We start from the raw sequence: 16,453 nt of genomic DNA, 5'->3' as shown, positions 1-16,453 counted from the left end.
ATTGATAGCGCGAATTCTTCCGCACCTGCGATTACAGTTCGAAGCCATGACGACCTTCCGGATCCGGGAAGCCGCCGAGCTGCTCGGCGTCAGCGACGACACGGTGCGGCGGTGGGCCGAGGCCGGCCGGCTGCCCACCATCACCGAAGGCGGCCGGCTGGCGATCGAGGGCGCGGAGCTGGCCCGGTTCGCCACCGAGCTGGCCGCCTCGGCCGAGCGCTCCGCGATCCGGCCGATGGCCAGCGAGTCGGCGCGCAACCGGCTGGTCGGCCTGGTCACCCGGGTGGTGCGCGACACCGTGATGGCGCAGGTCGAGATGCAGGCCGGGCCGTTCCGGATCGTGTCGCTGATGAGCCGCGAGGCCGCCGACGAGCTGGGCCTGCAGCCGGGCACCCTGGCGGTCGCCTCGGTCAAGGCCACCAATGTGGTGGTCGAGGTCCCGGCCGGTGCCTGAACGGCCGCGCCGAGTCGCGGCGGTGGTGGCCATGCTGGCGCTGACCGCCGGCTGCCAGCAGGACGCCGCGCCGGCGTCGGGCGGGGCCAGCAACCAGGTCGGCGGCACGGTGACGGTGTTCGCGGCCGCCTCGCTCACCGAGACGTTCGGCACGCTGGCCCGGCAGTTCGAGGCCGCCCATCCCGGAACCCGGGTCACGCTCAACATCGGCGCCAGCTCCGCCCTCGCGCTGCAGATCACCCAGGGCGCCCGGGCGGACGTCTTCGCTTCGGCCGCCGCGGTGAACATGGATCAGCTGGTGCGGGCCGGCGCGGTGGGCGAGGTGCGTGATTTCGCGGCCAACGTCCTGCAGCTCGTGGTTCCGGCGGACAACCCGGCCGGCGTGCGCGGGCTGGCCGACCTGGCCCGTCCCGGGGTCAAGGTGGCCCTGTGCCAGGTCCAGGTGCCGTGCGGCGCCGCCGCGGTCGCGGTGCTCGGCAAGGCCGGCGTACGGGTCACGCCGGTCACCCTGGAGGAGGACGTGAAGGCGACCCTGACCAAGGTGCGCACCGGCGAGGTCGATGCCGGCCTGGTGTACCTGACCGACGTCCGGGCGGCCGGCACGGCGGTGCGGGGCATCGAGATTCCGGCCGCGCTCAACACCAGCACCCGGTATCCGATCGGCGTCCTGCGCGAAGCCCGCAACCCGGCCGGCGCGCAGGCCTTCGTGGCCTACGTGCTGTCCGCCGCCGGCCAGGATGTGCTGTCCGCCGCCGGTTTCACCCAGCCATGAACCGGACTGTCCGTGGCGTCGAGGCGGGCCGGCGGGTCGCGCCTGAGCGGCTGACCGTCGGGCGCGGGGTGCCCGCGGTGCTGGCCGCGCCTGCCGCGATCGGCTTCTGCTTTCTGCTGGTCCCGCTGCTGGCGTTGCTGGTGCGCGCTCCGTGGCGAGGGCTGCCCGGCCTGCTGTCGGACCCGGTGGCGCTGACCGCGCTGCGGCTGTCGCTGCTGTGCGCCACCGCGGCGACGGCGGTCTCGATCGTGCTGGGGGTGCCGCTGGCCTGGGTGCTGGCCCGGGCGCGGTTTCCGGGGCTGGCGGTGCTGCGCGCGCTGGTCACGGTGCCGCTGGTGCTTCCGCCGGTGGTCGGCGGCCTGGCGCTGCTGCTGGCCTTCGGGCGCAACGGCATGGTCGGACGGCACCTGGACGCCTGGTTCGGTCTCACACTGCCGTTCAGCACCGCCGGCGTCGTGGTGGCCGAGACGTTCGTGGCGATGCCGTTCCTGGTGGTCACCGTCGAGGGCGCGCTGCGCTCGGCTGACCGGGAGCTCGAAGAGGCCGCGGCCACCCTGGGCGCCGGCCGGCTGACGGTCTTCATCCGGATCACGCTGCCGCTGGTGGCGCCGTCGCTGCTGGCCGGCGCGGTGCTGTGCTGGGCCCGGGCGCTGGGGGAGTTCGGGGCCACCATCACCTTCGCGGGCAACAACCCCGGCACCACCCAGACCCTGCCGCTGGCCGTCTACAACGCCCTGCAGACCGATCCCGAGCCGGCGATCGCGCTGAGCCTGGTGTTGCTGCTGGCCGCCGCGGCGGTGCTGGTGCTGCTGCGTGACCGGTGGCTGCGTCCGGTGGGCGCGCCGTGACCGGCCTGCGGGTGACCGGCCCGGCCGCCGGATCCGAACGGGACTCCGGAGCCGGCCTGCGGGTGAGCGGCGAGGTTGAGCGCGGCGGCTTCCGGCTGGCGCTGGACTTCACGGTGGCAGCCGGTGAGGTGCTCGGGGTGCTGGGGCCCAACGGGGCCGGCAAGACCACCCTGCTGCGGACCCTGGCCGGCCTCGGCGCGCTGTCGCGGGGACGGATCGAGCTGGCTGGCACGGTGCTGGACGACGCGGAGCGGGGCCTGTTCGTGCCGCCCGAGCGGCGTCCGGTCGGGCTGGTGTTCCAGAACTACCGGCTGTTCCCGCACCTGACGGTCCGGGACAACGTGGCTTTCGCGGCCCGGGCCCGTGGCGCTCGCCGCCAGCCGGCCCGGCGGCGGGCCGAGGACTGGCTGCAGCGGTCCGGGCTGGCCGAGTTCGCCGGTCGCAAGCCGGCCGAGCTGTCCGGCGGCCAGGCTCAGCGGGTCGCGCTGGCCAGGACGCTGGCCGCCGACCCCGACCTGCTGCTGCTGGATGAGCCGCTGGCGGCCCTGGACGCCCGCACCCGGCTCGAGGTGCGCGGCGAGCTCCGCCGGCACCTGCGCGCGTTCGGCGGCCCGAGCCTGGTGGTCACCCACGATCCGCTGGAGGCGATGGTGCTGACCGACCGGCTGCTGGTGATCGAGGACGGCCGGGTGGTGCAGCAGGGCACCCCGGCCGAGGTGGCCCGCCGGCCGGCCAGCCAGTACGTCGCCCGGCTGGTCGGGCTGAACCTCTACCCGGGCGTGCTCGGCGCCGACGCGGCGGTGGCTCTGGACGACGGCGGCGTGCTGCACGCCCACGGCGACGGGACCGGCGGTCAGCTCGGCGAACTCGGAGGTCAGCTCGGAGGTCAGCTCGGCGGGACCGGAGGTCAGCTTGGCGAACTCGGAGGTCAGCCCGGAGGTCAGCTCGGCGGGACCGGCGGCGAGCTCGGCGAACCGGGGCCCCCTAGCCGCCGGGTGCTGGTCGCCCTGCGTCCCAGTGCCATCTCGCTGCACACCGAGCGGCCCCGGTACGCCAGCCCGCGTAACGTCTGGCCGGGAACCGTCACCGGCGTCGAGCTGCTCACCGACCGGGTGCGCGTCCAGGTCAGCGGCAGCCCGCCGGCCCTGGTCGACGTGACGCCGGACGCGGTGGCCGAGCTCGACCTGGCCGCCGGCTCGCCGGTGTGGCTCAGCGCCAAGGCCACCGAGATCGACTGCTACCCCGACCCGCGCTGACAACCGCGATCCGACCCGGACGCCGACGCTGCGAGCCCGACCGGGGTGACGCTGCGAAACCCGACCCGGATGACGGTCCGAAACCGACCGACAGTGAGGAGCCCGCGATGCCCAGCCTGAGTCCGACGGCGATGCGCCGGCTGGTCCAGACCGCCCGGGTCGCCCGGCTGGCCACCGTGGACGCCGCCGGCCGCCCACACCTGGTGCCGGTGTGCTTCGTCCTGATCGGCGGCGAGGGCGGCGCCAGCGGCCCGAGCGACGACCACGGCGGCCGGGTGCACATCGCGGTCGATCACAAGCCCAAGCGCAGCACCGAGCTGCGCCGCACCGCCAACCTGCGAGCGACCGGCCAGGCCTGCCTGCTGATCGACCACTACGACGAGGACTGGTCACAGCTGTGGTGGGTGCGCCTGGACGGCCATGGCGCGCAGGTGGACGATCCCGGCGAGGTCAGTCGGGCCCTCGACGCGCTGGCCGCCAAGTACCCGCAGTACCGCGAGCACCGTCCGGACGGCCCGGTGCTCACCATCGAGATCCAGGCCTGGCGCGGCTGGGCCGCGACCGCCCGCGCCTCCCTGTTCGACGAGTAGCGATTCCGTGCGCTCCAACGTTCGAAATCGCTACGCGTCGGGCTACGGCCTGGACTACGGCCCTCGGCCTGCGGCTGGCGCGGGATTCGGGGGGCGGTCAGCCAGCCCGCGCTACTCGCTGTGCGAGCCGGCCCGTCCCGGTTCGGTGTCGCCGACCCAGACGGACTTGGTGTTGCAGAACTCGCGGATCCCGTGCACCGACAGCTCCCGGCCGTAGCCGGAGTTCTTGATGCCGCCGAAGGGCAGCTCGTTGTACGAGGTGGTCATGCCGTTGATGAACACCGCCCCGGCCTCCAGGTCGCGGGCAAAGGCCTCCTGCTCTTCGGGGTCGGTGGTCCAGGCATTGGAGCCCAGCCCGAAGTGGGTGCTGTTGGCCAGCGCGACCGCCTCGTCGTAGGACTGCACCCGGTACAACCCGGCCACCGGGCCGAAGACCTCCTCGGCGAACATCTCCATCTCGGGGCTGAGCTCGGCGACCACGGTCGGCGGGTACCACCAGCCGGGCCGGTCGATCGGCTCGCCGCCGCACAGCACCTTGGCGCCCTTGTCGACGGCGTCGCGGACCTGGCCGGCCACGTCGTCGCGGCCCTGCTCGGTGGCCAGCGGGCCGATGTCGGTGTCGCTGTCCATCGGGTCACCGATCGTCAGGGCGCTCATGCTCTCGACGAAGGCGGCGGCGAAGGCGTCATAGACGTCGGCGTGCACGATGAAACGCTTGGCCGCGATGCAGGACTGCCCGTTGTTCTGGCAGCGCGCGGTGGTGGCCACCTTGGCCGCCTTGGCGATGTCGGCCGAGGGCATCACCACGAACGGGTCGCTGCCGCCGAGTTCCAGGACGGTCTTCTTGAGGTTGCGCCCGGCGGCCTCGGCCACCGAACGACCCGCCGCCTCGCTGCCGGTCAGCGTCGCCGCGGCCACCCGGTCATCGCCGAGGATGGCCTCGACCTGGCTGGCGCCGATCAGCAAGGTCTGGAACGAGCCGTCCGGAAAGCCGGCCCGGCTGAACAGGTCCTGCATGAACAGCGCGGTCTGCGGCACGTTCGAGGCGTGCTTGAGCAGGCCGGCGTTGCCGGCCATCAGCGCCGGGGCGGCGAACCGCATCGCCTGCCACAGCGGAAAGTTCCACGGCATGATCGCCAGCACCGGCCCGAGCGGCTGGTAGCGGATGTAGGCCTGGGTGGCGCTGACCTTGCCGGGCTCGACCTGCTCGCTGCTCAGGAACGCCTCGGCGTTGTCCGCGTAGAACCGGCAGGCCTTGGCGCACTTGGCCACCTCGGCCTTGGCCGAGGCCAGCGTCTTGCCCATCTCGGTGGTCATCATGGTCGCGATCTGGTCCTGCTCGTCGTCCAGGATGTCGGCGGCGGCGCGCATCCAGCCGGCCCGGTCGGCGAAGCTCGTCCGGCGCAGGGCCTGAAAACCCTGGGCGGCCGCTTCGAGCCGGGTGTCGATCTCGGCGTCGGTCAACGCCTCGAAGGTGGTGATCACCTCGCCGGTGGCGGGGTTGGTCGTCGCGATGGGCATCTGCGAACTCCTGCGTCGATGTCGATGGACTCCGGCGGGTCGCCGACCCGCGTTCCCAGGCTAGTCCCGGGCCTCGGCGATCAAATCGCCGGTGACCTGCACCAGCCACGGCGCGACCTCGACGCTGAGTACGCCGCGCGCCACGCTCAGGTCGTCCTCGGTGGCCAGCCGCCGGACGTCCAGGTCGGGCGTGGCCCTGACCACCGTCATCCCCGTGCCGATCTTGTCGGCGAGCGGGCCGGATGCCACCAGCAGGCCCCGCTCGTCCAGCCGCTGCAGGAACGCCAGGTGCTCGATCAGGTCCGGGTGCTCGGACAGGGGCTGGCCGGCCACCACGGCCGGCCCGGGCTGGTGCAGCAGGACGTACCAGTCGGTGGCCGGCGGAGGGGCTGGGTCCAGTCGCCGCTGGAAGGCTTCCAGCACGAGTGGCCAGCCGCGCTCGTACTCGTCGTGGGCGCCCCGCGGATCGGCCAGCCGGTGCCAGCCGCGGTGCTCCAGGCTCACCGCCGTCGAACCGTCGAGGTCGGTGAACCGCACCGACAGCTCGGTGGCGCGGCTGGCGTCATGGCCGGGATGCCAGCTCAGTTCCAGGCTGTTCGGCGGGTCGATGCTGAGCACCTTGCCCCAGATCGAGCGCTGGTTGCCCGATCGCTCGACAAGCTGGTCGCCTTCGAACGCGATTGTGCCGCCCGCGCCGAAGACACTGTGGTTGGCCAGCGGCCACCACGAGCCGATGTGGGCGGTGAACAGGGCGAAGGCGGTCTCCGGCGGCGCGGCGACCACCACCTCACGACGGACTGGCGCCGGTTGGGTCATGGTCGGACCTCCTGATCTCTCGGTCTGTCTCTCGGCTGGTTTCTCGGGTGGCGCGCTGCTCCGAATCGCGCTCTCGGGTGGCGCGCTGCTCTGGATCGGCTTCTCGGATCGAGCGCTGCTCGGCCTGGACGTAGTCGGCGAAGGCGGCCAGGGCGGTGTCCCACACGCCGACCAGCCACTGCTGGACGCCGATCAGGCCCTCGGGCGCCAGCGCGTAGAGGTTGCGGGTGCCTTCGCTGCGGTGCCGCACCAGGCCGGCGCCTTCGAGCACCCGCAGGTGCTTGCTGACGGCTGGACGTCCGATCGGCAGCTGCTCGGCCAGCTCGCCGACCGGTCGCGGGCCGGCGTGCAGCAGTTCCAGCAGCCGGCGGCGCATCGGGTCACCGAGCGCGTCGAGAGCGGCCTCGGCCGCTGATTGGTTACTCATAGGCAACGGTTACTCTAGAGTGACCAATGCTTTGGCGCAAGGGGAAGATTCTCTGAAAGTGAGTAGACGGGGACTTCAATAGTTACACTTATAGTGATACGATTGAAGTATGCAGCGGCGGGAACTCGAACGCCTGATCGGGGACCTCGCTGAGGCGCAATGGGGCCTGATGACGTCTGCGCAAGCGCGTCGGTCCGGAGTGTCGCGCGTCCAACTTGCCCGCCTGGCCGGTGACGGAGCCCTGATTCGCCTCGCGCACGGGGTGTACAGGCTCCATGGAGCGGCAGGCATTGAGCACCTGGAACTTCGCGCAGCATGGCTCGGGCTCGATCCCAAGCGGATGGCTGCCGATCGCCTGCGCAAGCGGACTGAGGAAGCCGTCGTCTCACATGCCTCGGCGGCCAGACTTCACCAACTAGGTGATTTGGACGCCGACCGGCACGAGTTCACGCTTGTCGACCGCAAGCAGTCCCGCCGTTCCGACGTGCGGCTCCACCGAGGATTTCTCCCGCTCGATGACATAGCGGTCATCGCGGGGCTTCCTGTCACGAGACCGGAGCGCGTCGTCGTTGACCTTCTCACGGACCGCCACGACGGGGAGCACGTTGCGAGAGTGCTTGCGGGGGCGGTCGCCTCGCGTTCGATAAACCTTGAGCGGCTCGCTCCGCGGCTGGGACCCTTCGCGGCACGTTTCGGATTTCCGGTTGGAGAAGGTGAGCAGGTGCTGGCCCACCTACTCGAGCTAGGCGGCGCCACTGACCAGGTGGTGGCCGATGGACTCATCGAAATTGCGCGAGCGCATAACCTTGGTCTGGCCGAGATGCTGCGGGCTGTCAGCGCGCCGGGAGCACTAGAGCTATCGGAGACGCTGCAGGTCGCTCTGCGCGTACTTCAGCACCAAGCTGTCAGTACAGCTGTGCTCTAGGGCTTTCAGCCGGGCCCCATCTAGCTATGCGGCTGGTCGGAACAGCGAAGGAGACCCATGCAGTTCACTGCGATACACCGCATGCTCGGCCTGGAACCACAGCCCTTGACGCGGCAAATCATCGATGACGCGGTCGCTGCAAGGCTGGCGGAGCAACCCGATCTCGACTGGAAGCGGGAGCGCTATGAGGGCAAAGCTGACTGGCAGGAGGAATTCGCCAAAGACGTCGCAGCAATGGCTAACACTGGCGGGGGCCTTTTGGTACTCGGGATCAACGAGCACCGGCACACATCAGAGGCGGACACAATTGCAGGCGTCCAGCCGTTAAGTGACAGTGATGAACGCACCCTGCGCCAGGTCGCGTTCAGCCGGATCGCGCCGCCTGTGTCGGGAATCGCATTCGCCAATATGGTCGGGGAAGACGGAGCGTGCGTCGTCGCGGTCTGGGTTCCGCCATCCAGCGATGTGCCGCACCTCGTGTACCGCCAAGCGCTGTTCGGTGCCCCGTTCCGGGACGGTACGCGGACGGAATGGATGCGCGAGCAGCAGATCCAGGCCGCCTATCGTCGCCGCTTCGACGCGCGTTCGGATCAGGGCGCAACGCTCGATGCCTTGTGGGATGAGCTCTCGGTCAATAGCCCAAGCGATCGGCGTATTGCTTCGTAGGGGTTGCCGTGCCTAATCCACCTCGACCCAGCGCGCTGGGGCGGATCGACCAGACAGCCGCCCGCGCCATCCTTGCCGACTCACTCACCGTGCGCAGAAGTCTTCTCGATCCGAACGCCCTCTCGCCGCTCAGAGACAACGCAGGCGAGTTGACTGATCCTCGCCCCGGTCCTCGCCGCATGACAGCCCGGTACAGGCTCGAACAATTGGACAATCCCCGGTACAGATCCGCAAACGGCTCAGTGCACGACGACGGCTCGGTGTCCATGTGGTGGTCGCTAGGCGGCAGCCTGCAGGCCGAAATCGGGGAATGGAACGAAGTGTCCGCCTCCTTCGTGGAGTCCGCAGTCGGCGATTTTATAGCCCTGCTAGGTGCTGCTGCCCGACGCCTCGGCATCGGGGCAGCCTACGAGGTCCGCGCTGGGCTCGTCTTCAGACCGACTGGACCTATCGTTATCCGCCTCCCTGCGCCCGGCGTGGCCTTCCGCGATGCAACCGCCCATGACAGCATCCCGCTCTATCGGTTCGTGCCCGCTCGTGCCGGATCCGGGCGCACGCGACGGACCTTGACCTGCTCACTACCGCGAGGGACCTAGCGCTTGACTGCGTTTCCCAAGCCGGCGTTCAGCGGCTCGATGCGCTGGCTGCGCCGCCAACCTGACACCAGGCTTGCCGCAGATCCCCAGTTATGTGACACCGTCCGGCTCGCGAGCGACATATGCGCGGCTGGCACGCGACGTAGCCGAGTGCCGGGAGCATCGGACGTATGACCGGGCGGTCGGCCTCGTCCAGTCCTTCCTCGACCCGGTACTTAAGGACGTCGAGGCTGCCGGGCGGTGGGATCCCGACGTCTCAGGCTGGACGGCCGGCTGATCGACGTCCCCGATGACTTAGCGGGGCGGCGCGGGCAACAGGTCGGCGCACTGGCGGAACTGCTCCAACTCCGACCGGATCCGGCTGGCCGTCTCGCCCGTGGCCGGCACCGCGATGCCCCGCTCGTCCAGCCGGGCGGGGGCGAAGGAGGAGCCGGTGACCTTGTCGCCGGTCAGCGTCAGGGTCAGCACGCCGGTGTCGTCGCGCCCGTCGCCGAAGGAGTACCACCAGAGGTAGTTGCCCAGGCCGTAGGCGATGTAGGTGCCGTCCGGACGCCAGCCCGCGCCCTGCAGGCCGTGCGCGTGGGTGCCGACCACCGCGGTGGCGCCCTCTTCGGCCAACCGGTCCGCCAGCCCGGTCTGGTCGGTGTTCGGGCAGTGGACGTACTCGGTGCCCCAGTGCAGGTACACGATCACCGCGTCCGCCTTGGCCTTGGCGGCGCGTACCGCCAGCGGTAGCCGCTCGGAGTAGGCGCTGGCCACCCCCGGGTCGGCGTCGGTGGCCGTGAAGTTGGCCAGCGTCTCCTCGCGCACCTGGTGGGCGGCGATGAAGGCCAGCCGCACCCCGTTGATCTCGGTGTAGTACGGCGCGTAGGCCTCCCTGGCGTTGGCGCCGATGCCGACCACCGGAAAGCGGGTGCGCTTGATGGCGGCAAAGGTCTGGGCCAACCCGTCGGAGCCGTAGTCGGCGCTGTGGTTGTTGGCCATCGAGACCAGGTCGATGCCGGCCGCCTTCAGCGCCGTGAACGCCGACGGCGGCGCCTGGAAGGTGAACGCCTTGTTCTCCGCCTGGCCGCCGACCGAGATCGCTGTCTCGAGGTTGACCATGGTCAGGTCCGGCGCGGAGAGCCCCGGCACGGCCGGGCCGAACACGGTCTTCGGATCGTTGGCCAGCCGGTCGGCGGTGCGCAGCGCGAAGTGGACGTCACCGGCGAAGCCGAGCCGGACGACGCCACCGGCCGAGGCCGAGCTGGACTGAGCCGAGCCGGACGGGCTGGCCGAGCTGACTGAGCCGGACGGACTCCCGGAGCCGGACACGCTGGCCGAGCCACCGGATTGGCTCGCGCTGACCGAAGCCGAGCCGGTCGGGCTTGCGCTGGCCGACGCCGGGTCAGACGGCGCGGATGAGCTACCGCAGGCGCCCAGCAGGAGCAGGCCGGCGACGCCGGCGAGGGCCAGGGCGATATCGCCTCGGGAGTTCAGGGGCATCGCACTAGCATGCACGGTGCAGTGCGTTCCAGTCCTCAACAGGCCCGTTCAAACCTCAACAGCACCCCGGAATCCTCAACAGCACCCCTGAATCCTCAACAGCACCCCTGAAGGAGAGCAATCCGTGTCCAGCGTCGCATCGCAGTCCACCGTCCAGGCCAACCGGCCGTCGGTTGCGGTCGCCGCCGGAACGACTCCGCGCGCCGCGCTCGAAGCGGCCGGGGTCGACCTCAACGGCCCGTCCGGGGCGGTGGTGGTGCGCGACTCGCGAGGCGAGCTGCGCGACCTGGACGTGGTCTTCGACGCCGCCGATGACGTCGAGCCGGTCGCCATCGACTCACCGGACGGGCTGGCGGTGCTGCGGCACTCCACCGCGCACGTGATGGCCCAGGCGGTGCAGCAGCTGTTCCCCGGCACGCTGCTGGGCATCGGGCCGCCGATCGAGAACGGCTTCTACTACGACTTCCTGCCCAGCCGGCCGTTCACCCCGGAGGATCTCGGGGCGATCGAGAAGAAGATGACCGAGATCATCAAGGCAGCGCAGCGTTTCGCCCGGCGCGAGATCAGCGACGAGCAGGCGCGCGCGGAGCTGGCCGGTGAGAAGTTCAAGCTGGAGCTGATCGGCCTCAAGGGCGGCGGCTCGGCCGACTCGGGCAACTCGGACGCCCATCACACCCCGACCGAGCTGGACGCCGAGGAGATGTCCCAGGTCGGCGGCGGCGCGCTGACCATGTATGACAACCTCGACCGCGACGGCGGGCTGGCCTGGACCGACCTCTGCCGCGGGCCGCACCTGCCGACCACCCGGCGGATTCCGGCGTTCAAGCTGATGCGCAGCGCCGCGGCGTACTGGCGCGGTGACCAGGCCAACGAGCAGCTGCAACGGATCTACGGCACCGCCTGGCCCAGCAAGGACGCCCTCAAGGCCTACCTGGTGCAGCTGGAAGAGGCGGCCAAGCGCGACCACCGCAAGCTCGGCGCCGAGCTCGACCTGTTCAGCTTTCCCGACGAGCTGGGTTCGGGCCTGCCGGTGTTCCATCCCAAGGGCGGCATCCTGCGCCGGGTGATGGAGGACTACGTCCGGCAGCGGCACGCCGAAGAGGGCTTCGACTTCGTCAGCACCCCGCACATCAGCAAGGAGGCCCTGTTCCACATCTCGGGTCACCTGCCCTACTACGCCGACAGCATGTTCCCGCCGATGGAGCTGGAGAACGCCTCGTACCGGCTCAAGGCGATGAACTGCCCGATGCACAACCTGATCTACCGGGCGCGTGGGCGGTCCTACCGCGAGCTGCCGCTGCGGCTGTTCGAGTTGGGCAACGTGTACCGCTTCGAGAAGTCCGGCGTGGTGCACGGGCTGACCCGGGTACGCGGGTTGACCATGGACGACTCGCACAGTTACTGCACCCCCGAGCAGGCGCCGGCCGAGATCAAGCACCTGCTCGACTTCTGCCTCGGCCTGTTCCGCGACTTCGGGCTGTCGGACTTCTACCTGGAGCTGTCGACCCGGGACGACTCCAAGCCGGACAAGTTCATCGGCACCGACGAGCAGTGGGCGGCCGCGACCTCGGTCCTGAGCCAGGTCGCGACCGAGTCCGGGCTCGACCTCGTCCCCGACCCCGGCGGCGCCGCCTACTACGGGCCGAAGATCTCGGTGCAGGCCCGTGACGCGATCGGGCGCACCTGGCAGATGTCGACCATCCAGTACGACTTCAACCAGCCGGCCCGGTTTGGGCTGGAGTACCAGGCCGCCGACGGGGCCCGGCAGCAGCCGGTGATGATCCACTCGGCGAAGTTCGGCTCGATCGAGCGGTTCATCGGCGTGCTCATCGAGCACTACACGGGCGCGTTCCCGGCATGGCTGGCGCCGGTGCAGGTCATCGGGATCCCGGTCAGCGACGAGCAGGTGGAGTACCTGCACGGGATCGCGGCGCAGCTGAAAGCCCGCGGCATCCGGGTCGAGGTGGACGCCGGGTCTGACCGGATGCAGAAGAAGATCAGGACGGCGCAGCAGGCCAAGGCGCCCTTCATGCTGATCGCCGGAGGCAAGGACGCCGAGGACGGCGCGGTGTCCTTCCGGTTCCGCGACGGCGAGCAGCTCAACGGCGTCGGAGTCGAGCGGGCGGTGGATCAGATCGCGGCGTTCGTGGCGAGCCGGACCAACCACTCGCCTTCGCTCGCGGACTTCGAGATCGTGCAGCCGAGTGACCTGACTGGTGCCGAGCAGCCGTGACCGATCCCGGACTGGAGGACGCCGGAGGTTATGCCGGCACTCCGGACGCCTTCCAGCGGCTGTGGACGCCGCACCGGATGGTGTATATCGGCGGCGAGGCCAAGCCGGTCTCCGACGAGGTGCGGCACTGCCCGTTCTGCGAGGTGCCGGCCCGTTCGGACTCCGACGCCCTGATCATCAGCCGGGGCGAGCTGGTCTTCGTGGTGCTCAACCTGTACCCGTACAACCCGGGTCACCTGATGGTGGTGCCGTACCGGCATGTCGGTGACTACACCGACCTCAGCGCTGCCGAGGCCGCCGAGGTCGCGCTGTTCACCCAGCGCGCGATGGCGGCGCTGCGGGCCGCCGCCCGGCCCCAGGGATTTAACATCGGCATGAACCAGGGCAGGGTCGGGGGCGCCGGCATCGCGGCGCACCTGCACCAGCACGTCGTTCCGCGCTGGGGCGGTGACATGAACTTCATGCCGGTGATCGGCCACACCCGGGTGCTTCCGCAGCTGCTGTCCGAAGCCCGTGATCAGCTGGCCGCGCATTGGCCACGGGACTGAACTTCAGCTGGGCCGAGGGCGCTCAGATTCGCGGCTCGGGCTGCGTCGGCTGGACCGTGGGCTGGTAGGACGACTGCCGGGGCGGCTGGTTCCACGGCTGCTGGTCCGGCTGGTTCCACGGCTGCGCGTCCGGCTGGTTCCACGGCTGCCCGGGAGGCAGGCCGTCCCCGGCCAGCTTGGTGCGCACCAGTTGGGCCGCGGCGGCCACGGCGCCGGCGATCAGCAACAGTCGCCCGGCCTTGAGCTTCTTGCTGGTGGTCGGCTGCTCCCGCCGGACCAGCGCCGTCGCCGCTCCGGCCGTTTCCGCTGCCTGAGCCCTGACGTTGGCCATGGCCCGGCGGCCGCGCCGCTTGGCCTTGCGCGCCTGCTTGCTGGCTTGCTTGCGGCGGGCCGCGGCCTCTGATTTGGCGATCTTGCGAGCCCGGCGTCCCCGGGCGGCCAGCGCCACGGCGCCCGCTTCGACAGCGGTGCCGACCGCGTCCACGGCGCCGCCGACCGCCTCGACCGCCTCGGCGACGGCCCCGCTGGCCGCTCCCACGGCGGTGCTGAGCGCCTGGGACGCGCTGGCGGCAGCGACCTTGGCGCTCTCGGACGCCGCCGCGCCGGCTGACCTGGCGGTCTCGGACGCGGCGACGCCGGCTGACCGGGCGCTGTGGGACGCGGCTGCGCCGGCTGACCTGGCGCTGTGGGTGGCGGCTGCGCCGGCTGACCTGGCGCTCTCGGCCAACGTCGACTTGGCGTCCTCGGTCACGGCGGCGCCGGCTGACTTGGCGGCCTGCAGGGCGTCAGAGACCTCGGACCGGGTCTTACGTGTGATCACGGGTAGCTCCATTCGGGTTGAGGAGTCATGGGGCCGTGCGGGTAAAACCTACCCAAGGACGCCGCCACCGTCCCGGCTGACCACGATCTTCGCGGCGCCGGGTCAGTGCCTGCCCCGGCCTTGCCTGACCGACCGGTCCCGGCCAAGCTGGTCGGTATGAGCTCTGACGCGCCGCCGCCGCAGGTCTGGCCGACGTTGCGGGCCGCTGACGCCCACGGCCTGATCCGGTTCCTGGTCGATGTCCTGGGCTTTCGCGAGACCGCGGTGTACCCCGAGGGCGAGCTGGTCATGCACGCCGAGCTGGCGTGGCCGCCCGGTGGCGGCGTCATGCTCGGCTCGGCCCGCGAGGACGACGCGTTCGCGTTGCAGCCCGGGTCCTTCGGGGCCTACGTGGTGACCGATGACCCGGAGTCGGTGTACCGGCGAGCCGTCGACGCCGGGGCCGAGATCGCCCGCGAGCTGCACACCACCGACTACGGCTCCCGCGACTTCACGGTGCGCGACCCCGAAGGCAACTGGTGGGCCTTCGGCACCTACCGGGGCGAGCCGCCTCAGCCGAATCAGTCCTGATCGTCGCGCTTAATCAGCTCGACCCGGCCGGGCCGCGATGAGAGCGTGGGCCCATGACCTGGTCCTTCACCGCTGATCCCGAGCGCTACGCCGAGCACGTCCTGGACCTGCTCAGCTCGCGCCCGGACGCCAACACCGTCGCCCTGACCGTGCTGGAGACCGTTCGGGCCGGCCAGCGCTACTCCGACATCGAGCCGCTGTTCGGCTGGCACCGGGCCGGCGGCGCCGTCACCGGCGCGATCTCGATCACCCCGCCGTACGGGGTCCTGCTGGGTGAGCTGCCGCCGGACAGCGAGACGGAGCTGGTCACCGGGCTGCGCGAGCGGGGCGCCGCCGTCCCCGACGTGATCGGCACGGTTGACGCCACCGGCCGGTTCGCCGCCGCCTGGACGGCCGGCACCGACCTGGGCGTCGAACTGGCGATGCGGCAGCGGCTCTACACCCTGGACGGCGTGCGCCCGCCCACGCCGCCGCCGGCCGGCAGCGCGCGGCTAGCGGCACCCGCCGACCTGGAGCTGGTGATGGCCTGGGTGATGCGGTTTCACCAGGAGGCGGAAGCGTCCTCGGCGACGCCGCAGCGCGCGATGTATGAGCGCCGGATCGAGCTCGGGCTGCAGTGGCTGTGGCAGGACGAGAGCGGCGAGCCGGTCTCGATGGCCGGGCGCAACATCATGGTCGCCGGCGTCAGCCGGATCGGGCCGGTCTACACCCCGCCGGAGTTCCGCCGGCACGGCTATGGCGCGGCGGTGACGGCGGCCTGCACCCAGGACGCCCTGGACCGCGGCGCCCGCCAGGTCGTGCTGTTCACCGACGAGGCCAACCCGACGTCGAACGCCATCTATCAGAGGATCGGCTTTCGGGCACTGGACGATCGGCTGATCCTGCGGTTCGTCGACCCGGCGACCGAGGGTTGATCCTGCCTCACCACGGTCTCGATTCAGCGGGGTCTGAACGCGCACGGTGGCGCCGTCATTGCGACGACGCCCACCCGCGCGACATTCGATAGGCGACCCGGCTGTCACATGAACTGATGTGGGCGGCTGAAACTATTAGCGGTGGTACCACCCTGAGCAGCCGATGTTCTCGGCGCAGACCCGGAACACCTGCCACGTCTGTGAGTACCACCGGGGATCGATGCAGCCCCGGCTCGGCGCCCAAGGGGTGATCGAGACGTTCGTCGAGCCCAGGTAAGGGGCTACGTGCGCACGGACCCCGTTTCCGTCTACGGCCCTGTCGCAGACCTCAAGCCAGTCATTGGCGTTCCACCGCGCCTCGCCGGCGATGCCCCCCGAGGTGCCGCCCACGATGATCCAGCCGGTTTGAGCGGATGCGATGGGGGCATGAGAGAAGGCGAGGACGAAGCTGGCTGCGACGACCGCGACTCCTTTCGCCACAGTGGCCAGGGGTGTGCGCTTCTGAGAGACCTTCACGTAGAGCTCCTCGGGGGTGGGAAGGGTGGAACAACCACATCGCCCAGTGCCCGTAGTGATTTCCCTCGACGGAAGCCAAGCGATGCGCGGACGCTACCCCCGACAGGAGAGGATGGACAGACCCCGAATCCTTGAATTCGCATGCTGCGTTCAATTCGTGACCTATGGCTGTCCATTCGCACAGTTCACCATTGTTCAGAGTTCAACAATTGGAACTCATGGACCCGCGAAATGGCGTTGCTGACTGAACTCAGAAAGCAGCACTGCTAGGCCGAGCGTCCGATCCTTGAGGCAGACGCCGGCTTCAGTGGACCCACCGGGGGCGACAAAGCATTTTCAGTTTGCGCGGATGACTATCCAACTCCTTGCAGCCAGTTCATATCTGCGGTCGTCATATCCCGCTGGGGTCATGGCGACGCCGCGACGCACGGTGGCGCCGTCATGGACGACAGCGCCACCGTGTGTCATTGGCCTGGATCACCGATCAGGCCCAGGC

At 70.3% G+C, this 16,453-nt stretch carries 17 protein-coding genes; 10 read left to right on the top strand and 7 right to left on the bottom strand.

Annotation, left to right across the window (positions count from 1 at the left end):
- Positions 1-46: 46 nt before the first annotated feature.
- The 5 genes from VF557_17885 to VF557_17865 all read left to right on the top strand — a co-directional run bounded on the left by VF557_17885 (position 47) and on the right by VF557_17865 (position 3,920).
- Complete coding sequence (locus VF557_17885; GenBank protein HEX8082087.1) at positions 47-454, top strand: TOBE domain-containing protein; 408 nt, start codon at positions 47-49, stop codon at positions 452-454.
- Entirely contained in the window at positions 447-1,226 is a 780-nt protein-coding gene (gene modA, locus VF557_17880) for a molybdate ABC transporter substrate-binding protein (GenBank protein ID HEX8082086.1), read from the top strand. Before VF557_17885 ends, modA begins: the two co-directional genes overlap by 8 nt.
- Complete coding sequence (locus tag VF557_17875; GenBank protein HEX8082085.1) at positions 1,223-2,074, top strand: ABC transporter permease; 852 nt, start codon at positions 1,223-1,225, stop codon at positions 2,072-2,074. The genes modA and VF557_17875 overlap by 4 nt, the downstream gene beginning before the upstream one ends.
- Positions 2,071-3,330 carry an ABC transporter ATP-binding protein gene (locus VF557_17870; protein ID HEX8082084.1) on the top strand — a complete coding sequence of 420 codons (1,260 nt, stop codon included), beginning with the start codon at positions 2,071-2,073 and terminating at the stop codon, positions 3,328-3,330. Before VF557_17875 ends, VF557_17870 begins: the two co-directional genes overlap by 4 nt.
- 107 nt (positions 3,331-3,437) lie before the next feature.
- Positions 3,438-3,920 carry a TIGR03668 family PPOX class F420-dependent oxidoreductase gene (locus VF557_17865; GenBank protein ID HEX8082083.1) on the top strand — a complete coding sequence of 161 codons (483 nt, stop codon included), beginning with the start codon at positions 3,438-3,440 and terminating at the stop codon, positions 3,918-3,920.
- 111 nt (positions 3,921-4,031) lie between these two features.
- Here VF557_17865 and VF557_17860 read toward each other — a convergent pair whose 3' ends face one another.
- From VF557_17860 to VF557_17845, 4 genes are all read right to left on the bottom strand, one after another.
- The gene (locus tag VF557_17860) at positions 4,032-5,441 is read right to left on the bottom strand and encodes an NADP-dependent succinic semialdehyde dehydrogenase (GenBank protein HEX8082082.1); all 1,410 of its coding nucleotides are present in this window, start codon (positions 5,439-5,441) and stop codon (positions 4,032-4,034) included.
- Positions 5,442-5,501: 60 nt separating this feature from the next.
- Positions 5,502-6,257, bottom strand: coding sequence for an SRPBCC domain-containing protein (locus VF557_17855; protein ID HEX8082081.1), 756 nt, complete (start codon positions 6,255-6,257; stop codon positions 5,502-5,504).
- Positions 6,229-6,684 (bottom strand): metalloregulator ArsR/SmtB family transcription factor, encoded by a 456-nt coding sequence (locus VF557_17850; GenBank protein ID HEX8082080.1) that lies wholly within the window; start codon positions 6,682-6,684, stop codon positions 6,229-6,231. The genes VF557_17855 and VF557_17850 overlap by 29 nt, the downstream gene beginning before the upstream one ends.
- A gap of 415 nt (positions 6,685-7,099) precedes the next feature.
- Positions 7,100-7,288: a hypothetical protein gene (locus VF557_17845; protein HEX8082079.1), complete on the bottom strand. Its 189-nt coding sequence runs from the start codon at positions 7,286-7,288 to the stop codon at positions 7,100-7,102.
- Between the two features lie 378 nt (positions 7,289-7,666).
- Between VF557_17845 and VF557_17840 the strand changes: the two genes are divergently transcribed.
- Entirely contained in the window at positions 7,667-8,275 is a 609-nt protein-coding gene (locus VF557_17840) for an ATP-binding protein (GenBank protein HEX8082078.1), read from the top strand.
- 890 nt (positions 8,276-9,165) lie between these two features.
- On the opposite strand, the gene VF557_17835 is transcribed toward VF557_17840, so the two are convergent.
- Positions 9,166-10,356: a CapA family protein gene (locus VF557_17835; protein ID HEX8082077.1), complete on the bottom strand. Its 1,191-nt coding sequence runs from the start codon at positions 10,354-10,356 to the stop codon at positions 9,166-9,168.
- Positions 10,357-10,480: 124 nt separating this feature from the next.
- On the opposite strand from VF557_17835, the gene thrS reads away from it, so the two are divergent.
- Both thrS and VF557_17825 read left to right on the top strand, forming a co-directional pair.
- Positions 10,481-12,589: a threonine--tRNA ligase gene (gene thrS / locus VF557_17830; GenBank protein HEX8082076.1), complete on the top strand. Its 2,109-nt coding sequence runs from the start codon at positions 10,481-10,483 to the stop codon at positions 12,587-12,589.
- Positions 12,586-13,137 carry an HIT domain-containing protein gene (locus VF557_17825; GenBank protein ID HEX8082075.1) on the top strand — a complete coding sequence of 184 codons (552 nt, stop codon included), beginning with the start codon at positions 12,586-12,588 and terminating at the stop codon, positions 13,135-13,137. Before thrS ends, VF557_17825 begins: the two co-directional genes overlap by 4 nt.
- 22 nt (positions 13,138-13,159) lie before the next feature.
- Here VF557_17825 and VF557_17820 read toward each other — a convergent pair whose 3' ends face one another.
- Positions 13,160-13,957 carry a hypothetical protein gene (locus tag VF557_17820; protein HEX8082074.1) on the bottom strand — a complete coding sequence of 266 codons (798 nt, stop codon included), beginning with the start codon at positions 13,955-13,957 and terminating at the stop codon, positions 13,160-13,162.
- Between the two features lie 156 nt (positions 13,958-14,113).
- Between VF557_17820 and VF557_17815 the strand changes: the two genes are divergently transcribed.
- Positions 14,114-14,527 carry a VOC family protein gene (locus tag VF557_17815; GenBank protein ID HEX8082073.1) on the top strand — a complete coding sequence of 138 codons (414 nt, stop codon included), beginning with the start codon at positions 14,114-14,116 and terminating at the stop codon, positions 14,525-14,527.
- 53 nt (positions 14,528-14,580) lie between these two features.
- Entirely contained in the window at positions 14,581-15,441 is an 861-nt protein-coding gene (locus tag VF557_17810) for a GNAT family N-acetyltransferase (GenBank protein ID HEX8082072.1), read from the top strand.
- A gap of 135 nt (positions 15,442-15,576) precedes the next feature.
- On the opposite strand, the gene VF557_17805 is transcribed toward VF557_17810, so the two are convergent.
- A complete protein-coding gene (locus tag VF557_17805) occupies positions 15,577-15,957 on the bottom strand; it encodes a hypothetical protein (GenBank protein ID HEX8082071.1) in 381 nt (126 codons plus the stop codon).
- Between the last annotated feature and the right edge of the window lie 496 nt (positions 15,958-16,453).

Source organism: Jatrophihabitans sp. (assembly GCA_036389035.1).
Taxonomy (GTDB): Bacteria; Actinomycetota; Actinomycetes; order Mycobacteriales; family Jatrophihabitantaceae; genus Jatrophihabitans_A.
Note: the sequence above shows the minus strand (reverse complement) of the source record. Positions and strands in the feature narration are given on the sequence as shown.